This is a genomic window from Bacteroides acidifaciens, assembly GCF_024623065.1.
Taxonomy (GTDB): Bacteria; Bacteroidota; Bacteroidia; order Bacteroidales; family Bacteroidaceae; genus Bacteroides; species Bacteroides acidifaciens.
Window position 1 is genome coordinate 55,107 of the sequence record NZ_JANJZR010000010.1, and the last position, 18,215, is coordinate 73,321.

General features: G+C 40.4%; 18 protein-coding genes, 2 tRNA genes and 2 pseudogenes. 10 read left to right on the forward strand and 12 right to left on the reverse strand.

Annotation, left to right across the window (positions count from 1 at the left end; translation table 11 throughout):
• Positions 1 to 280 precede the first annotated feature (280 nt).
• The 4 genes from NSB03_RS04790 to NSB03_RS04805 all read right to left on the reverse strand — a co-directional run bounded on the left by NSB03_RS04790 (position 281) and on the right by NSB03_RS04805 (position 2,825).
• Positions 281 to 353: transfer RNA gene (locus NSB03_RS04790), tRNA-Lys, on the reverse strand.
• A gap of 33 nt (positions 354 to 386) precedes the next feature.
• Positions 387 to 459 (reverse strand) — tRNA-Lys (locus NSB03_RS04795).
• Positions 460 to 548: 89 nt separating this feature from the next.
• Positions 549 to 1,352 (reverse strand): MBL fold metallo-hydrolase, encoded by an 804-nt coding sequence (locus NSB03_RS04800; protein WP_175629331.1) that lies wholly within the window; start codon positions 1,350 to 1,352, stop codon positions 549 to 551.
• Between the two features lie 84 nt (positions 1,353 to 1,436).
• Complete coding sequence (locus tag NSB03_RS04805) at positions 1,437 to 2,825, reverse strand: peptide MFS transporter (protein WP_024987517.1); 1,389 nt, start codon at positions 2,823 to 2,825, stop codon at positions 1,437 to 1,439.
• 100 nt (positions 2,826 to 2,925) lie between these two features.
• Between NSB03_RS04805 and NSB03_RS04810 the strand changes: the two genes are divergently transcribed.
• On the forward strand, positions 2,926 to 3,348 hold the full coding sequence (locus NSB03_RS04810; RefSeq protein ID WP_121764975.1) for a BT0820 family HAD-type phosphatase: 423 nt from the start codon (positions 2,926 to 2,928) through the stop codon (positions 3,346 to 3,348).
• A 213-nt stretch (positions 3,349 to 3,561) separates the two neighbouring features.
• Here NSB03_RS04810 and NSB03_RS04815 read toward each other — a convergent pair whose 3' ends face one another.
• Positions 3,562 to 3,807, reverse strand: a complete 246-nt coding sequence (locus NSB03_RS04815; protein WP_024987516.1) for a DUF6965 family protein — start codon at positions 3,805 to 3,807, stop codon at positions 3,562 to 3,564.
• A gap of 166 nt (positions 3,808 to 3,973) precedes the next feature.
• On the opposite strand from NSB03_RS04815, the gene NSB03_RS04820 reads away from it, so the two are divergent.
• The 3 genes from NSB03_RS04820 (at position 3,974) to NSB03_RS04830 (ending at position 5,616) form a co-directional block, all read left to right on the forward strand.
• Entirely contained in the window at positions 3,974 to 4,423 is a 450-nt protein-coding gene (locus NSB03_RS04820; RefSeq protein WP_121765041.1) for a DoxX family protein, read from the forward strand.
• 93 nt (positions 4,424 to 4,516) lie between these two features.
• A complete protein-coding gene (locus tag NSB03_RS04825; protein WP_024987515.1) occupies positions 4,517 to 5,068 on the forward strand; it encodes a DUF3332 domain-containing protein in 552 nt (183 codons plus the stop codon).
• 95 nt (positions 5,069 to 5,163) lie between these two features.
• Positions 5,164 to 5,616, forward strand: coding sequence for a nuclear transport factor 2 family protein (locus NSB03_RS04830; RefSeq protein ID WP_121764972.1), 453 nt, complete (start codon positions 5,164 to 5,166; stop codon positions 5,614 to 5,616).
• Here NSB03_RS04830 and tamL read toward each other — a convergent pair.
• The gene (gene tamL / locus NSB03_RS04835) at positions 5,570 to 7,879 is read right to left on the reverse strand and encodes a translocation and assembly module lipoprotein TamL (protein ID WP_136013745.1); all 2,310 of its coding nucleotides are present in this window, start codon (positions 7,877 to 7,879) and stop codon (positions 5,570 to 5,572) included. The two genes, NSB03_RS04830 and tamL, sit on opposite strands and share 47 nt — an antisense overlap.
• A gap of 143 nt (positions 7,880 to 8,022) precedes the next feature.
• Between tamL and NSB03_RS04840 the strand changes: the two genes are divergently transcribed.
• Positions 8,023 to 8,790, forward strand: coding sequence for a TrmH family RNA methyltransferase (locus tag NSB03_RS04840; RefSeq protein ID WP_136013744.1), 768 nt, complete (start codon positions 8,023 to 8,025; stop codon positions 8,788 to 8,790).
• On the opposite strand, the gene NSB03_RS04845 is transcribed toward NSB03_RS04840, so the two are convergent.
• The 5 genes from NSB03_RS04845 to ileS form a co-directional block, all read right to left on the reverse strand.
• On the reverse strand, positions 8,741 to 9,127 hold the full coding sequence (locus tag NSB03_RS04845; RefSeq protein ID WP_024987514.1) for a hypothetical protein: 387 nt from the start codon (positions 9,125 to 9,127) through the stop codon (positions 8,741 to 8,743). The two genes, NSB03_RS04840 and NSB03_RS04845, sit on opposite strands and share 50 nt — an antisense overlap.
• A gap of 5 nt (positions 9,128 to 9,132) precedes the next feature.
• The gene (locus NSB03_RS04850; protein WP_024987513.1) at positions 9,133 to 10,209 is read right to left on the reverse strand and encodes a DUF4296 domain-containing protein; all 1,077 of its coding nucleotides are present in this window, start codon (positions 10,207 to 10,209) and stop codon (positions 9,133 to 9,135) included.
• Entirely contained in the window at positions 10,199 to 10,855 is a 657-nt protein-coding gene (locus tag NSB03_RS04855; protein ID WP_024987512.1) for a lipoprotein signal peptidase, read from the reverse strand. Before NSB03_RS04855 ends, NSB03_RS04850 begins: the two co-directional genes overlap by 11 nt.
• A gap of 98 nt (positions 10,856 to 10,953) precedes the next feature.
• The gene (locus NSB03_RS04860; RefSeq protein WP_004295883.1) at positions 10,954 to 11,334 is read right to left on the reverse strand and encodes a TraR/DksA family transcriptional regulator; all 381 of its coding nucleotides are present in this window, start codon (positions 11,332 to 11,334) and stop codon (positions 10,954 to 10,956) included.
• 36 nt (positions 11,335 to 11,370) lie between these two features.
• On the reverse strand, positions 11,371 to 14,859 hold the full coding sequence (ileS, locus tag NSB03_RS04865) for an isoleucine--tRNA ligase (RefSeq protein ID WP_136013743.1): 3,489 nt from the start codon (positions 14,857 to 14,859) through the stop codon (positions 11,371 to 11,373).
• A 168-nt stretch (positions 14,860 to 15,027) separates the two neighbouring features.
• On the opposite strand from ileS, the pseudogene NSB03_RS04870 reads away from it, so the two are divergent.
• The 5 genes and pseudogenes from NSB03_RS04870 to NSB03_RS04890 form a co-directional block, all read left to right on the forward strand.
• Positions 15,028 to 15,188, forward strand: a pseudogene (locus tag NSB03_RS04870) (DUF2776 family protein); the annotation flags it as partial.
• A 10-nt stretch (positions 15,189 to 15,198) separates the two neighbouring features.
• Positions 15,199 to 15,291: pseudogene (locus NSB03_RS04875) on the forward strand (DUF2776 family protein); the annotation flags it as partial.
• Positions 15,292 to 15,607: 316 nt separating this feature from the next.
• The gene (locus NSB03_RS04880; protein ID WP_135037685.1) at positions 15,608 to 15,847 is read left to right on the forward strand and encodes a DUF3791 domain-containing protein; all 240 of its coding nucleotides are present in this window, start codon (positions 15,608 to 15,610) and stop codon (positions 15,845 to 15,847) included.
• Positions 15,844 to 16,335 (forward strand): DUF3990 domain-containing protein, encoded by a 492-nt coding sequence (locus tag NSB03_RS04885; RefSeq protein ID WP_257466256.1) that lies wholly within the window; start codon positions 15,844 to 15,846, stop codon positions 16,333 to 16,335. The genes NSB03_RS04880 and NSB03_RS04885 overlap by 4 nt, the downstream gene beginning before the upstream one ends.
• The gene (locus NSB03_RS04890; RefSeq protein WP_024987510.1) at positions 16,310 to 16,558 is read left to right on the forward strand and encodes a hypothetical protein; all 249 of its coding nucleotides are present in this window, start codon (positions 16,310 to 16,312) and stop codon (positions 16,556 to 16,558) included. The genes NSB03_RS04885 and NSB03_RS04890 overlap by 26 nt, the downstream gene beginning before the upstream one ends.
• A 94-nt stretch (positions 16,559 to 16,652) precedes the next feature.
• Here NSB03_RS04890 and xylE read toward each other — a convergent pair whose 3' ends face one another.
• A complete protein-coding gene (xylE, locus tag NSB03_RS04895; protein ID WP_024987509.1) occupies positions 16,653 to 18,107 on the reverse strand; it encodes a D-xylose transporter XylE in 1,455 nt (484 codons plus the stop codon).
• Positions 18,108 to 18,215 lie beyond the last annotated feature (108 nt).

An 18,215-nucleotide genomic window follows, 5' to 3' on the forward strand; every position in this document is an offset into this window, starting at 1 on the left:
ACCCCAAGATAGTCACAAAACCAATTCTTATTGTTTGATAAAAATCAAACATAATAACGTAACAACCCGGCTACTGAAAATCAGTAGCCGGGTTTTATTTTCAACGCCCAAGCCTCACCTTAAAAAGCGAAGGTTCAGATATCAATAGCATGGATTATGAATATAGATGAGCCACTCCAATTTTATGTTTAAATTTTCGGGCTGCCCCCAATTCGTTGTCGGACTGCCCCTATACACCTATATAACAAAAAAAGAGATAACTTTAGCCATCTCCTTTTTGTACACCCTCAGGGACTCGAACCCTGGACCCACTGATTAAGAGTCAGTTGCTCTACCAACTGAGCTAAGAGTGCAACATTAAATTTGTGTTGCAACTTCGGAATTAGTACACCCTCAGGGACTCGAACCCTGGACCCACTGATTAAGAGTCAGTTGCTCTACCAACTGAGCTAAGAGTGCTTATTTCCTCGTTTGCGGTTGCAAAAGTAGGTCTTTTATTTTATTTGACCAAACAATAATGCAGCTTTTTTACTATATTTTTTTCGCTTTTATTCGAACACATAAAGCTCGGAAGGCGTATTTCGCTTTAAAGCAAGCAGTTGCACATCTTTGCCAACAATAACACCTTTGTTCTTTAATTTCCATTCTACAGTTTTAAAAGCCAACTCCGGATGATTATTATCTTTACTCAAGTGGCATAACCAGATATATCGCAAGTGTTCCGTGATATTTTCCGCTAAAAACTCAGCAGTATCCGAGTTACTCATGTGTCCGGTCTTACTTGTGATCCGCTCTTTCAGATATTGAGGATAAGGACCCATTTTGAGCATTTCTTCATCATAGTTAGCTTCCAGAATCAGATAATGTGCCTTGCCAATATAATGAGCTGCTGTAGAAGTAATCTCCCCAAGGTCAGTTAAAAAAGAAAATACTTTGCCATCTATTTCGATGCAGTATCCCACATTATCCGTACCATCATGCGGAACCTCAAAAGATTCAATGCGGAAATCCTCTAAAACCATAGGTTCCTGTTTTTCCAAATAACGAACTGACGAACTAAGCTTCTCCGTCATACAATAACTGCGATTGATTCCTGCATGAATACGTGCCGTTGTGTAAACCGGAATGTTTAACTTCTCACCCAAATGGCCTACAGCCTTGATATGATCCGCATGATCATGCGTAATAAATACGGCACGGATACTATCCATCAAGATATTGAAATCCTTCAGTGTCTTTTTTATAGTACGAATACCAATCCCAGCATCTATCAGTATTCCATAGGTTTCAGTGCCTAGATAATAACAGTTCCCACTACTGCCACTCGCTAAGCTTATAAATTTTACTTTCATGTTTTATCTTCTTTGTTAAAAAATAAAAATGCCGTCAACTTTTACAGCAAAGTGACGGCAAATATACGTAAAAAAAGGAGAAATTTACTGATTAGCTTTCTTCTTTTTGTCGATGGATTCGGTGATCTTTGCAAATAATAGTAATGCTATAGCAGCAATCAGACCAATTGCAGCGAAGTAATACCATATATAATGTGCATTTGCGCTAGCAGCTTCCCATGCTGCACGTGTCTCGAACAAGGCTGGATCCGGACAATATTTGGTCAATAAGATTCCCGCCAATCCGAAACCGAAGATAGACGAAAGGAAAGAATGCAGATGGCTGAATCCTAAATACATCCCTTCTTCCCCTTTAGGAGCCTGCAAAGAGAAATATTCCAAATAGCGTGGCGAAATGAAACATTCGGCAAGTGCCTGCACAACGATACCTGTCACCATCATCAACGTAATATTGCTTATCCCGGAAAGCAAGTCATTGCCGAGCAGGTTTCCACATGCCATCAGCAAAGCTGAAACAGGAATCAAAAACATTCCCACATTCATTGAAGTGATAGCGCTACGCTTTGCCATCAGACGTGTGATAAAACTAACACAGCATACCACCACAAAAGGATTCACATTGGCAATCCAACCCGGCTTTGCCGTTTCGCCGGCCATACGAATCACATACTTCGGCATCGTGGCATAAAGTTGTTGTTGCACCATCCAGAATCCTGTGACAATCAGTATAAGAATCAACAAACGCCAGTTCGTTATAATTCTCATGAACCCCTGCCCGATCTCATGAAGGCTCTTTCCTTCTCCTGCCGTATGAGTGGATTTATAAAGAAAAACAACAGCAAGCAAAGCAATAATAGTCATCGCTCCAGAAAAATAATTGATATAGATATATGCCTGCTCGCCAATCACATTCCGCAAAGGATCAATAATCGTCTTACCGGTGAAAGCACCTATATTCACCAGCATATAAAAAATAGAATAACCGCGGGCACGGGTAGCCTCTGTTGTCTCCTTAGCCACAGAAGCTGAAATAATGGATTTGATGAAAGAACCACCCACCATAAGAATAAACAAGACAGGCACAATCATCCAACGGGAATAGCTATCAGGCAAACCGTTAAACCGGGTCGTCGCGCCATAACTTACTAATCCGGCCGTCTCTAATAAAGTAGGCAAAACTCCTAGCCCCAAATATCCGACAGATAATAAAGAGAACGCTATAATCATTGATTTTCGGAAACCGATCTTATCGGCATAAGCACCGGAGAAAATAGGAAGCAGATATAACCCGCCGGAGAAAAGACCGGAAATCATACTTGCTTCAAAATCATTAAAACCTAAAATAGAAGATAGATAAATAGTGAGAACGATAAAAACGGCATAATACGCCATACGTTCAAACAGTTCGACTGTGTTGCTAACCCAAAATGCTCTCGTAAAGCCTTTGGCAGCACGCTGAGGGGAATTGTTCATGTAGTGATAATTTTTATTATAATGTTAATTCGGAACAAAGATACGTTTTTTTGATTTACTGTCCGTATCTTTGTCTAAAATTAGGTATTAAAAAAGAACTATGATTATAGCTGTTGATTTTGACGGAACGATTGTAGAGCATCGTTACCCGCGTATTGGTGAAGAAATTCCATTCGCAGTAGATACACTGAAGTTGTTGCAACAAGAAAAGCACCGTTTGATATTGTGGAGTGTGCGCGAAGGTTCACTTTTGGACGAAGCTGTCGAATGGTGCAAAGCCAGAGGCTTGGAGTTTTATGCTGTCAACAAGGATTATCCTGAAGAACAAAAAGACCACCAAGGCTTCTCCCGAAAGCTGAAAGCCGACATGTTTATAGACGACCGCAATTTGGGCGGACTGCCGGACTGGGGAGTTATCTATGAAATGATAAAAGAAAAAAAGACATTCGCAGATATATACAGTCAAAATGGAGAAGAGGAAAAAACATCCTTGAAAAAGAAAAGAAGATGGCTACCTTTTTAGACGCTCAAATAAATGTGAATTTTGCCTATTTTGATTAAAAATGTGACTAAACAGTCGATTTTTGCGACTATTCGGTGTATATTTGCATCCCCTTATTTCTCGTGCCCTTATTAAAATCACGAGTATTATATGTTTATTTTGAAAATTGTGCACTCTCATCAAGCGTGATTAGAGTGCACATATATTTATAGGCAATACCATTCGTATGTTCTATTATGCTTCTTTATTCTCCCATTTCTCCCTAAATTCCCATAACTGTTCAATAATGGGATGAAAAGTAGAATTTTCCCAGTTTCTGTCAATCATCGCGATTAAAGATTCCAAATACTGTTTACCATCAATAATAGTAGTACACTTGTTAAGCTGATATTTTTCAGTCGGATAATTTTTAGTCTCAAGCATTTTTTTCGCCCAGCCCAGCAGTTCCTGAACTGATTCATTGTCATAATGTTGCGTCATATCTATTCTATTTTTCGACAAAGATACAAAGTTTATTTATTCATGAATAAAGTTATTACTTTCTTTTCAATATCAGACCTTTCTGTTTTTTATCATCAGCATAGAACAAACTAACGATATTTTACGTTTATTGCAAATAGAGATGAACTTAAAAATAGGACAACTTATGATTTACAATTTTTTATTTCCTACCAAGCCCAATACAACAAAAGTTTCTTTGTTGCTGCTGGCAGTCCGGATAATATTCGGAATATTATTAATGAACCATGGCATTCAGAAATGGAGCAATTTTCAGGAACTATCGGCGGTCTTTCCTGATCCTTTGGGAATAGGAAGTCCAATATCTCTCGGACTGGCTATTTTTGGCGAGCTTGTGTGTTCAATGGCATTTATCGTCGGCTTCCTGTACCGGTTGGCAATGATTCCGATGATTTTTACAATGATCGTGGCTTTCTTTATCGTTCACGCGAATGATGCATTTGCAGTTAAAGAAATGGCCTTCATTTATTTAATCGTATTTATAATCATATATATTGCCGGTCCCGGTAAATTCTCAATCGACCATATTATCGGGAACGAATTACAACGGCGAAAATCTAAATCATACAAAAAATAGGAACAATAACGTTGATTAATAAAAAAATACTATATTTGCATACATCTAAAAGAGAATATATAAACATTTTTTATTAATCAAAAACATTTTGACATGAAAAGAGGGAAACTGTCTTTAGTCGCAGTAGTACTTAGCGGCAGCCTATTATTCAGTTCTTGCGTAGGTTCATTTAGTTTATTCAATCGCTTGTCTTCCTGGAACCAGTCTGTTGGAAACAAATTTGTAAACGAACTTGTATTTTTGGCTTTCAACATCATTCCGGTTTACGGAGTAGCTTATGTGGCAGACGCTCTAGTAATCAACTCTATTGAATTCTGGAGTGGCTCTAATCCGATGGCTAATGTAGGTGACGTGAAGAAAGTAAAAGGAGAAAATGGCAACTACATGGTGAAAACGCTAGAGAATGGTTATTCTATCACAAAAGAAGGTGAAACTGCTTCCATGGATCTGATTTACAACAAAGAAGCCAATACTTGGAATGTTGTAGCAAACGGTGAAAGCACGGAACTGATAAAGATGAACAATGACGGCACAGCCGATTTGTTCTTACCAAACGGTGAAAAAATGAATGTAACCTTGGATGCCCAAGGTATGATGGCAGCTCGCCAGGCTACAACAAGCAACCTGATGTTTGCGGCCCGCTAATAAACAAAAGACAAATATCAAGGAGATGAAACCTGTCCAAGTGAGTTTCATCTCCTTTTTCATTATCATTCTATTCTACAAATTTCTTTCATATTATGAATAAGCTATACATAATTATCCTTTCATCCTTATTATTCATATGTTTATCATGCCAGCAACAAACACCCAAAACTCAAATAGAACAAACGGCTATAGATTTCTGTGAAGCCTTCTATAACTTCAATTATCCGGTAGCCCAAGAGTTGAGTACTCCGTCTTCCCTATCCTACCTTAGTTTTTGGGCATCTAATGTCCGGCAAGTCCACTTGAATCAATTAAAAACACAAGGAGCTGCTAAAGCCACAGTTATTTCAAGCGAAATAGATGCCAATACCGAAAGAGCCACAGTTGTCTGCCAAATAAAGAACGTGCTTATCATAAATCCGGTTAATGGAAAAACGAAGCAGATAAATACCCTGCAAGATACGCTCGAACTAACAAGGGAATATGATAAATGGCTGATTAAAAAGGATATCCCACTGCGAAATGGAAAGCAAAATCACGACTAAATTTAGGATGGACAATAGGGAAATGTTCTTTCCTTGTCTCAAAAGCTGGATTAACCGCTTTCATCCCCCCGTCAAAACGAAGGATGAAGAAATCCAAATCGAGCCGCAGCCCTAATCCGTAAGCCACCGCTATCTGCTTATAGAACTTATCAAACTCGAAAACGCCACCCGGCTGATTCGCATAGCTTCTTATAGTCCAGATATTGCCGGCATCTACAAATACCGCTCCCTGGAACTTCCAAAATAATTTACTCCGATACTCGATACTGGCGTCCAGCTTAATATCACCGGATTGGTCCAACAAATTCCCATTTCCCGCAAAAGAACCCGGTCCCAAATCCCGTACAGACCAACCACGGACACTGTTAGCTCCACCTGAGAAATATTGCTTCTCAAACGGGATTGTTTTTGCATTTCCGTAAGGAACCGCAATTCCTACACCTGCATGAAATGCAAATGAATTACGACGGTCTATTCTTATGTTTTTAGCAAAATCGAATTCGCCTTTGAGATATTGTGCATAAGGAATCCCCAGTATTGCATACTCGCCATTATCATTTTTACGAATACTCGTTGCTTTGGACAAAGCATACATTATATTTCCGGCTGATTCGAAATTAAAACGAATAGAATATGAGTTGGCAGCAATTGTATTATTTACAATAGAACCGCCTACACTATTATAATTATAGCTATATCCCATATTTATAATCAATCGGTCTTGATAATTATATTGGAAAACCTGATTCTGCCCCTTATTTATATAATCCTCCCTAAACTTTTCGGAAATACGCGGCAAATAGAGGAAACCTATGTTAATCAAATCGATACGATGTTGTATTCTTTGACGTTGACTCCATTTATAGCTCCAGTTGGCAGAAGCCATCGTGCGCAGAAATTCAGGTCGCAACTGATAATTATACTGTAATCCAAACTCCGTAGTAGCGCGGATTTTCCGCTTAAAGTCCGAAGAAAGAAAAGGAAACAGGAAGTTAGGGAAATTAATGCTTGTCTCTACCCCATATTCAGTATAGTTATTATTCGAATAACCTGCCTGCAGACCGGAAATCACTTCATAAGCTCCACGGAACTTTATCATAAAAGTCTCCGAACCACGAAAAAGGTTCCGGTTCTGGAAAGAGACGGAGGCCGCCGCCCCCAGGTCACCGGCAGAGTTAGTTCCCTCAACCTCGAAAGCTATGGATTTATGCTTGCTTTTAGTCAACATCACATAACAATCAAGTTTCGCCGAATCGCCTATCTGAGTTTCGACAAAACGGATATTAGTATATTTCAATGCAGGCAAACGTCCGAAACTGGAATATGTATGTTGCACGTTCCGTTCATTATACAAATCTCCGGAGCTAAAACGCAAATTATCCGTAAGCACTTTAGGGCGCAGGTACAGCTTATCTTTATAATAAATCGGATATCCTTTATAATGAACAGAATCATTGATTTCCACACTACTCATCGCCGAAGACTGCAACACATCATAATCTGTAATGAAATTAATTTTGTTTATCCAATATTGCTGGTGCGCTCTTGCAGAATCACTGGCATGAGGCTTATATGGTCGCAAAGATTGGGTTAAATCTACATTATAAGTATTGCGTACTGTATCAGCAGTATAACCAATATAGTCTTTATTGAATTTATAGTAACCATTCCGCAGCAGTCTGTCCGTGATACGCTGCCTGTCCGCATCCAATATATTGACATCAAAATCCATTCCCTCTTTCAGCAGGCCTCCGGCAGAATCCCTTTTCAGGATACCGGCTATCTTAGGGTCAGTTATGTCATATTTAATAGTTCGGACAATGTATGGTTTTCCCGCTGTCACATCATAATATAATTTTATCTTTTTCTTTTTTATCTTCGTCGAACGTTTCACCGTTGCCGCCATATATCCCATATTATGTACAGCTTTAGTAATCTCTTCTTCAGAACGTAACGCTTCTTCCTCACTGTATATCACAGGGGCATCCCCTATTCTTCTCAAGAACTTATTCCCCCATTTGGCAGAGTCGCGTCCCGAAAGGTTATAGACATAAAGCTGCGTCTTTATCAAACTGAACCACTTGGCGTTAGGATTCTGACGCACATACATGCGCAAAGAAGAAGGGCGGATGTTTTTCTGGTCCGTACGAATCTTGACTTCATCTAACAAATAAGAACCATCCGGCACAAACTTAGTGGCAGTGCACGAAGCAAGTGACAGGACAGCAGCGGAAGCAATCAAAAAAAGGAAATTTCTCCTCATACGGTTTTTACGTCGATAGTATAAAAAATACGATTACAAAGATAAATTATATTTTCCGATGAGGAAAATAAATTAAGAAAAAGAGGGCAAAGTGAGGATAGATTGGAAATATCTTTATAGCTTTGCAAAAGAATATCAAATTTATGGCATCACTGAGTAAAAACAAAATAAAGTATATCCACTCGCTGGAACAGAAGAAAATACGTAAGGAAGAACGAGTTTTTCTTGCCGAAGGTCCCAAACTGGTAGGCGATTTGCTTGAGCATTTTCCTTGTCGTTTTTTGGCTGCCACTTCATTATGGCTCCAAAAGCACACGGATATTCATGCAAACGAACTTGTGGAAGTTTCTCAGGAAGAACTTTCACGAGCCAGCCTGCTGAAAACTCCCCAACAGGTACTTGCTATTTTTGAGCAGCCCCAATATACCCTCAATCCGGAAGTAGCCTGCCACTCCCTTTGCCTGGCATTGGACGATGTTCAGGATCCCGGAAATTTGGGTACCATTATCCGGTTGGCTGATTGGTTCGGTATCGAGCATATCATTTGCTCACAAAATACGGTAGACGTGTATAATCCCAAAACAGTGCAGGCAACCATGGGCGGAATCGCACGGGTAAAGGTACATTATACTTCTCTTCCGGATTTTATCCGTTCACTCGGAGATAATACTCCTGTGTTCGGTACTTTTCTAGACGGGAAAAACATGTACGAGCAGCCATTATCCACTACCGGACTGATTGTTATGGGAAATGAAGGAAACGGTATAGGGAAAGAAGTGGAAACATTAATCAACCGGAAGCTATATATACCCAATTATCCGCAAGGGCAGGAAACTTCCGAATCACTGAATGTAGCCATTGCTACCGCAGTAATCTGTGCCGAGTTCCGTCGACAGGCTGCATGGAAATAAAATCAAAGGGATAGAATAAATAAGGGAGCAAGGCTTCTCCCCGCCTTTGAAACTCATCAAGAAACTTCCCCAAACAATGGGAAGGTTGATTGGCAGCAACAGGAAGATTTAATTGAAACACTGGGATGTTTTTCAAATTCATCCCAGTGTTTTCTATTTCTTCCATCCGACTCACAGGAAACAAAACTATAACTCCCGGCATCCATTCGACAGACTCTATTTCTTCAGTCAATGGGAATATATTTTGGACAATTCCTTCATCATTTATCTCCACCACCTGCTGCTTTATAAATCCAATGTCAGGTATCAGTAAATAATGAGATGCAAATCGTTTCATAATAATTAACGGGGTTGGTTTCTTTGCTGTTGTCTTTTACGTTGGTTCATCTGCCGTTCTCTTCTTTGCTCCAGCCTTTCTTGCTGGATATGTTGTTCTACTTCAATCTGTTCCGGCTTCTTTTCACGATGTGTTCCCGTACGGCGACGGTTCATCTCTTCCGGTGTCAGACGTTGCAATTCATCTTTATTATCTTTTACTACCTTATGCAAAGAATCGGTTTTCTCTTTATCAGAAAGTTTCTTCAATGAATCCACCCGCAAAGCTTCTGTCTTATTCAATGAATCACGGACAGCAAAAGCAAGTGTATCCGTACAATGATAACGGGTCATCGTAAATCGGTCTGCCAATAACGCTCCTGCCTTCTTTGGGTTTTCTACCGGATAATAAATGAAGCCTCTTATCTCCTTCATCTGCCCCAATGTATCTGCAAACAAACGTATCTGCTGAATACCCGGTCCGGTCACAGTCTCCCAATGATTGATTGTATCTTTCTCGTATATTACCTGCATCGCCATAGTAACGGCTCTCAAAGAATCGGCAAGCATCGGTTCAAGAAAACGATAGTTCACTTCCCACACCAAAGTATCGCGGTCTTTATAATTAGAATCGGTCGGCAAAGCAAATACATACTGATTATTCATCCTTTCACCGGTCAGGCGCACCATGCGCTGCCACGGCCAAACATCGATACTATCACCGGGTTTTGTCATTTTCGGCTTCTTGTCACGTTTGGCAATCAGGTCACCGACAAATTCCTGTTCGTCTTTCAAACGTTTCCGCACCTTATCATAAATTTTTGATAGCACTTCTGTATTACGTGTGTACCATACCATAGATGAATCAAACGCAGCCTGTGTAGTCCCGTACTTCTTAAAAACAGCATCTATGTACAATGCTTTCTTATAATTTTCGCTATAAGGCAGATTGTCTCCCATGGATCTTGCCAAATGATAATCATACAGCAGATTCTCCATCTTCGACTCCGAAATTACATCATTGGGTCTTTTCACTTTACACCCGGCTACCGCAAACGCAAGCATGCAGACAAGACACAGATGAAACCGAAATTTATTTTTCATGATCCGTAGCTTCCTTTTTATCTTTATCCATCGAATGATAAGACTCATTCAGATATTTACTATAAAAGAGCAACAAAGCAATGATACCACAACTGATGGCGGCATCCGCAAAATTAAAGATCGGGCTGAAGAATATAAAATGTTCCCCACCTACAAACGGCATCCACGTAGGCCAGTTCGTATCTATGATTGGAAAGTAAAACATATCCACTACTTTACCGTAGAACCAGGTAGAGTATCCCCCGCCCTCAGGCATAAACGTCGCAATTTGGGAATGTGTGCTTTCGTTGAAAATCACTCCATAGAATACACTATCGATAATATTACCCAATGCACCGGTCAGAATCAAGGCAACACAAACAATATATCCGGTTTTAAAGCCTTTCTTCACTATTTTATAAAGATACCAGCCTATCAATGCCACAGCAACGATACGGAATGTTGTCAGGAATAACTTGCCAAAGATTTCCATACCGAAAGCCATACCATTGTTTTCGGTGAAATAAATATAAAACCAGTCCGTCACACGATTGCTTTGATGCCAGTACATATGAGTTTTAACCCAGATTTTTATAATCTGGTCAATAATCAATACGGAAAAGATGACGAGAAGGGTAATTCTTCCCTTCGTGAATAATTTCTTCATGTGTTCATTATAAATTAAACATAACGAGCTACAAGTGCCGTGCGTAAAATTTGCGCAGCTACTTGTAGCTCGTCACTCGTAGCTTGTGTAGCTATCTATTATTTTTTACCACTGTTTTTGGCCTCAATGCTCAAAGTGGCATGAGGAACAGCACGCAGACGCTCTGCCGGAATCAATTTTCCGGTTTCACGGCAAATGCCGTACGTCTTATTCTCAATACGTACCAAAGCTGCTTGTAATCCTTGGATAAACTTCAGCTGACGTTGTGCCAGACGGGTTGTTTCTTCCTTGGAAAGTGTATTAGCTCCCTCTTCCAACACTTTATATGTAGGAGATGTATCATCGGTATCATTACCATCCAATCCCATCAGACTCTTCTTCAACTGTTCATAGTCACGTTGGGCCAATTCCAGTTTCTCCATAATGATGGCACGGAATTCTTCGAGTTCCGCATCCGAGTATCTAGTCTTTTCTGCCATAATCTCACAATTTAAAAATGTTAATCAATGATAGTATTAGTTTTTCATCACATTCACGAACAGTGAGAAATCGTCAAAGTTAAGCTCTGTACCGTTTTCCACTTCATCAACAAGTTCCAAAGATGTGCCTAAAACCTGGTTACAAATATAAGTATTATATTCTTTTACCGCATCATCTGTTTGCGTATTTTTCGAGATTGTTATTTTTATTTTGTCTGTAATCTCGAAACCGCTCGATTTACGTATATTTTGAATACGGTTCACCAGTTCGCGGGCAATACCCTCACGACGCAACTCCTCGGTAACAGTCACTTCAAGCGCCACAGTCAGCTTGCCTTCGTTGGCCACCAGCCATCCAGGAATATCCTCGCTGATGATTTCTACATCTGTCGCTTCGATGATAGCTTCCGCCCCATCCAGGTTCAATGCATATTTCCCGTTCTTTTCCAATTCAGCGATGGCTTCCTGTGACATTTCAGCAACTGCAGCAGCTACTGCCTTCATCTGTTTTCCAAATTTCGGGCCGAGTTTCTTAAAGTCACATTTCACTTTCTTCACCAATACACCGGCAGCACCGTCAACAAACTTGACTTCTTTGATATTTACCTCGTTCATAATCAGGTTCCTCACGGCTTCGATATGAGCTTTCTGCTCTTCATCTACCACCGGAACCATGATACACTGTAACGGTTGGCGAACCTTGATATTCACTTTACGCCGCAATGCCAGTACCATAGACGTTACGTCCTGTGCCATTTGCATACGGGCTTCCAATTCCTTGTCTATAATCTCTTCCTGACATTTCGGGAATTCGGCAAGATGGACGGAAACCACATTGTCACGTCCTGTTGCAGTAATCAAGTCTGTATATAAGCGATCTGCGTAGAACGGTGATATAGGAGACATCAATTTGGCAACTGTTTCAAGACAAGTGTACAGTGTTTGATATGCAGACAATTTATCTTGTGTAAATTCACCGCCCCAGAAACGTTTACGGTTCAAGCGAACATACCAGTTGGACAAATTATCATTCACAAAATCGGAAATCAAACGACCTGCCTTGGTCGGCTCATATTCATTATAGCAAGCATCTACCTCTTTAATCAATGTGTTCAATACAGACAATATCCAACGGTCGATTTCCGGACGTTCCGCCATCGGCACGTCGGCTTCCTTATATTCAAATCCGTCTACGTTGGCATAAAGCGCGAAGAATGAATAGGTATTGTATAAAGTACCGAAGAACTTACGGCGAACTTCTTCCACTCCTTCCACATCGAACTTCAAGTTATCCCACGGAGAAGAGTTAGTAATCATATACCAGCGTAACGGGTCGGAACCGTACTTTTCAATCGTAGTGAACGGATCGACAGCATTGTTCAAGCGTTTGGACATCTTGTTACCATTCTTGTCAAGCACCAGTCCGTTAGAAATAACAGCCTTGTATGACACGCTGTCGAATACCATCGTAGCGATAGCATGCAGCGTAAAGAACCATCCGCGTGTCTGGTCCACTCCTTCTGCGATAAAGTCAGCCGGATATACCTTGCGGTTGTCCAGCAATTCCTTATTTTCGAACGGATAATGAATCTGCGCATAAGGCATAGCACCCGAATCGAACCAAACGTCAATCAAATCAGATTCACGCTTCATCGGCTGACCGTCTTTCGACACCAATATGATATCGTCTACATACGGACGGTGAAGGTCAATCTTATCATAGTTCTCTTCAGTATATTCGCCCGGAACGAAACCTTTATCCTTGTACGGGTTGGATTTCATAAATCCGGCAACTACCGATTTTTCTATTTCATTATAAAGTTCTTCTACAGACTCGATACACTTTTCATCTGTATTATCTTCCGTGCGCCAAATTGGTAACGGAGTACCCCAATAACGGGAACGGCTCAGGTTCCAGTCATTCAGATTTTCCAACCACTTGCCAAAACGACCTGTTCCGGTAGATTCCGGTTTCCAGTTGATAGTCTTGTTCAGTTCCATCATCCGTTCCTTGCAAGCCGTAGAACGGATAAACCAGCTATCCAGCGGATAATAAAGCACCGGTTTGTCTGTACGCCAACAATGCGGATAGTTATGGACATGTTTCTCTATTTTGAAAGCCTTATTGTCCGCTTTCATCATCATGGCAATCACAATATCCAGAGATTCGGCAGCCTGCGCAGCTTTTTCATCGTATTTGCCATCTACCATAAACTGAGGGTCATAGGCATTCTTCACCCATGCGCCCTGGTAGTCTTTATATTTGTCTACATCCACACATTCTTTTACGAAAGTCTCATCCAGTTCATCCAACAGATAGAATTTACCAGTCAAGTCTACCATCGGGCGAGTTTCACCTTTCTTATTAATCATGAACAATGACGGGATGCCGGCAGCACGTGCCACATTCGCGTCGTCCGCACCAAATGTCGGTGCGATGTGAACGATACCCGTACCATCTTCCGTAGTCACATAATCACCCGGTATTACACGGAAAGCTTTATCACTAACTTTCCAAGTACCGTTTTCGGACACTTCAACCGGTTTCACCCAAGGAATCAGTTGTTCGTATTCCATGCCAATCAGGTCGGCACCCTTATATTCGGCAATAACCTTGAATGGCACAAGCTTATCTCCAGGCTTATAATCTTCCAAATTCAAGTCTGCCGCTTTTGCATTGAAATGTACGTTCAATAAAGCCTTTGCCAGAACAACCGTAATAGGTTCTCCGGTATAAGCATTATAAGACTGTACGGCAACATAGTCAATTTTGGGTCCTACACAAAGAGCCGTATTTGAAGGTAATGTCCACGGAGTAGTTGTCCATGCTATAAAATAAGGAGTTCCCCACTCTGCCATTTCCGGCTTGGGGTTCTTCATCTTAAACTGGGCAACAGCAGTTGTATCTTTTACATCACGATAACAACCCGGCTGGTTCAGCTCGTGCGAGCTCAACCCTGTTCCGGCAGCCGGAGAATACGGCTGAATAGTATATCCTTTATATAATAGTCCTTTTTTGTGCAATTGTTTCAGCAACCACCATAATGTTTCAATATAGCGGTTGTCATATGTGATATAAGGGTGCTTCATATCCACCCAATATCCCATCCGATGAGTCAGGTCTTCCCACTCTTTGGTATACTTCATCACATCTTTGCGACAAGCAGCATTATAATCGGCAACAGAGATTTTCTTACCAATATCTTCCTTTGTGATACCTAATGCTTTTTCCACACTCAGTTCCACAGGCAGTCCGTGCGTATCCCATCCGGCTTTACGCTTTACCTGATAACCTTTCATCGTTTTGTAACGGCAGAAAATATCCTTAATCGTACGAGCCATTACATGGTGAATTCCCGGCATACCGTTAGCCGAGGGCGGTCCTTCAAAAAATACAAATGAAGGGCAGCCATCACGTTCTGTCATACTCTTGGCGAAAACCTGGTTCTCGTCCCATTTCTTCAGCACATCTTTGTTCACCTGTGAAAGGTCAAACTGCGAATACTCAGTAAATCTCTTACTCATAGCTGTATCTACGATTTTACTATATTACAATTTACACTTTGAGGGGTATCCCCGTTTTTAAGGGTGCAAATTTACAAAAACATTTGTTTAGTTGAGCAAAAAGCAATGACTTTTAATCAGAATCATGTGAAGTTAATGATTATAAACGGCTTGTGCCCTAAACAAAACAATTCAAAAGCGACAGGATATGAAGTTCCACAGGGAGCGTTCTCTTTGTAGGACAAAGACGGGTATTAGTAATTATTATAACCATTATTTCCCTTACCGCATGGATATGGGCTTTTATCTTATTAGGCAACAGCCATTCCCATACCGCTTATTTTGTAGCAGAATACCAGGATTCCGGCACGTATTTTAGCAGGATTAGGAGCAATCCGTTTCACCCTGTTTTCTATCGTTAGCATATTGGAAAGCGGAACTTCTTCGAGGTAAAAATATAGCGTCACTATCCGGGGCACATAGTGACGCTATCCTAAGCATATAGTGACGCCATCGTGACAGGATAGCGTCACTATTTTTATTTCTTCAATCTGACCTCGCAAACATCGTTCCAGCAGTCTTCAAAATAAAAAAGCATTATACTTAAATATTGAATCACATAGAAAAAACAGACCTACCTATATTGGATAATCTGCCATTTTTTTTGTTTTATGAAGTAATACTTCTATATTTGTGTATGCATAGGACTTATGCCAAGCATAGGAATACGTAAACAAAATAAAGTAGAATTTGCATAAATGGTAACAATATGGAACAACTTATAGAATTATCACCTACTGAAATTAAATTAGCTTTCGTTGCTTCTTGCATTGAAGGGACTGCACGTCGGCTCGGCAAATCCTATCAAGAAATATACGCTCGAATGAAGTCCGTAGGGATGATAGCAAATTATATTCTACCTAATTATGAGGTACTTCATACCGAAAGTCGTGAACATGTGACAGATAATATGATAGAGTGTTTAACTACATGGGAGAGTAAAAAATGAAAATAACTGTATATCACGGCGGAACAGAAGTAGTCGTTAATCCAATCTGTGGCTTCGGACGCAAAAACCTTGATTTCGGGCAGGGATTCTATGTTACAAACATTAAAGAGCAAGCTTCCAAATGGGCTATAGCTATATCGGCCAAGAGACAGGCTAAAGCATTAATTAACATCTATCAATTAGATCGTGATACAATTCTGAAAGAAGGACGCTGCAAAATATTTAAAGCCTACGATGCCGAATGGCTGGAATTTATAGTAAACAGCCGAAAAGGATTGAATCCGGCAGCTAATTACGATTATATCGAAGGTGGTGTAGCTAACGACCGTGTTATTGATACCATAAATTTATATATGGCAGGATTAATGAATGCAGATGTAGCTTTACAACGTCTCGCTATGCACCAGCCGAACAATCAAATTTGCCTGTTAAACCAAGAATTAATTGATAAATACCTTAGTTATGATGGAACAGAATCTGCAGAATGACCCCGTAAAATCTCCTGTTATCCAAGAAATGATATTAAGTAACCGGATTGGCTGCATATCAGCCGAACTGGCAAAACGGCTGAATATTGCTCCCGAAAGAGCATTGGAATTATTTTATGAAAGTAAAACCTGCGCAGACTTACATAATAAAAATACTGGTCTCTATTTGTATGGCAATCTCTATATAGCTGATGAATTTATAAGAGAACATGAATACAAATAAGCTATTGATTCTCTGAAAGATATGTATAGAAATGATTATGACACCATACCATTGACATGATGTCATAATCTTGATGAAATTACACTAACCTAATTTATTTGTTTTTCTTCCAAAGCTTGCTCATATCTTCCAGTGTCTTGCCTTTCGTTTCGGGCACCCAACGCCAAACGAAGATGGCGGCAGCTACACAGATAATTCCATAAAGGCTGTATGCGAACATCGGACTGAAATCGTACAATGCCGGGAAAGTGGAAGATATAATATAATTAAATATCCATTGGAAAGCTACAGCGATGGCAACTGCCTTGCCACGAATTGTATTCGGGAAGATTTCCGAAATCAATACCCAGCAAATCGGTCCCCAAGACATCATAAAGAATGCGGCATATACGATAACCGAAACTACCGGAAAGATTCCCTTTATAGCCATGCTATCACACATTGCTACCGCAAATGCCCCTACTGCCATACCGATAGAACCGATAATCAATAGCGGTTTACGTCCGAAGCGGTCTACTGTAAAGATAGCAACCAATGTGAAAATGATGTTTACGATACCCATAATAACCGTTTGCATCATACCGCCACCTTCTGCGCCTGCATTTTCAAAAATGCGCGGAGCATAATAAAGTACCGCATTAATGCCGATAGCCTGTTGGAATACGGAAAGAAGAATACCGATAACAATTACTGCCACTCCATAAGTAAAGAGTTTTTCTGTCTTTTCGTGAGCAGTAGCCTTGATATCATTAAGGATTTCCTGAGCTTTTGCTTTACCATTAATTTTTTCCAAAATAGAAAAGGCTTTTTCTTCCTGTTGTACCAATACCAAATAACGGGGAGTTTTCGGCACGAAGAACAATAACAAGCCAAAAAATGCAGCAGGAAAAGCTTCCGAACCAAACATATAGCGCCATCCTTCTTGTACAGTCCACATATCAGACTCAGAACTTACTGATAAAACACCGGCAGCATCTTTCAGAATAACAGGATTCTGATGGTCGCCCATAATCAGGTAATTCACAAAGTACACCACCAGCATACCGAAGATAATGGCAAACTGGTTGCACGAAACAAGTGTTCCGCGAATGTTGGAAGGGGCTATTTCCGCGATATACATCGGACAAACGGCAGATGCCAGTCCGACGCCGATACCGCCTAAGACACGATAAAGATTAAACGTAATCAGCAAGTCCATATTTGGTTTTCCGTATTCGAAGAACAAAACCTCAGGATAATAAGAACCTAATGCTGAAAGGAAAAAAAGTACAGCGGCAAGCCTCAACGAATTACGGCGTCCCATACGGGAAGCGAAAATACCGGAGAGCGCACCACCAAGTACGCAACCTATCAATGCACTGGAAGAAGTGATTCCATGCATTACTTTGTTATATTGGAAATCAGAGGCTGAAAGAAAAAAAGCTTCCAATCCTTTTTCTGCTCCGGAGATAACTGCCGTGTCATAACCGAAAAACAGTCCGCCCAGGATAGCAACGGATGTGATGGAATACAAATAGAGTTTGCTTCCTTCGTTCGTTGTATTGTTCATAGTTTCTTTAAGTTGGATAAAGTAGTGTGTAGTAGTTGGATTAGATATAAAAAGAAGGTGATAAAGCAGCAGTTCAACCACTGCTTTACCACCTTAATGTTAGATTTT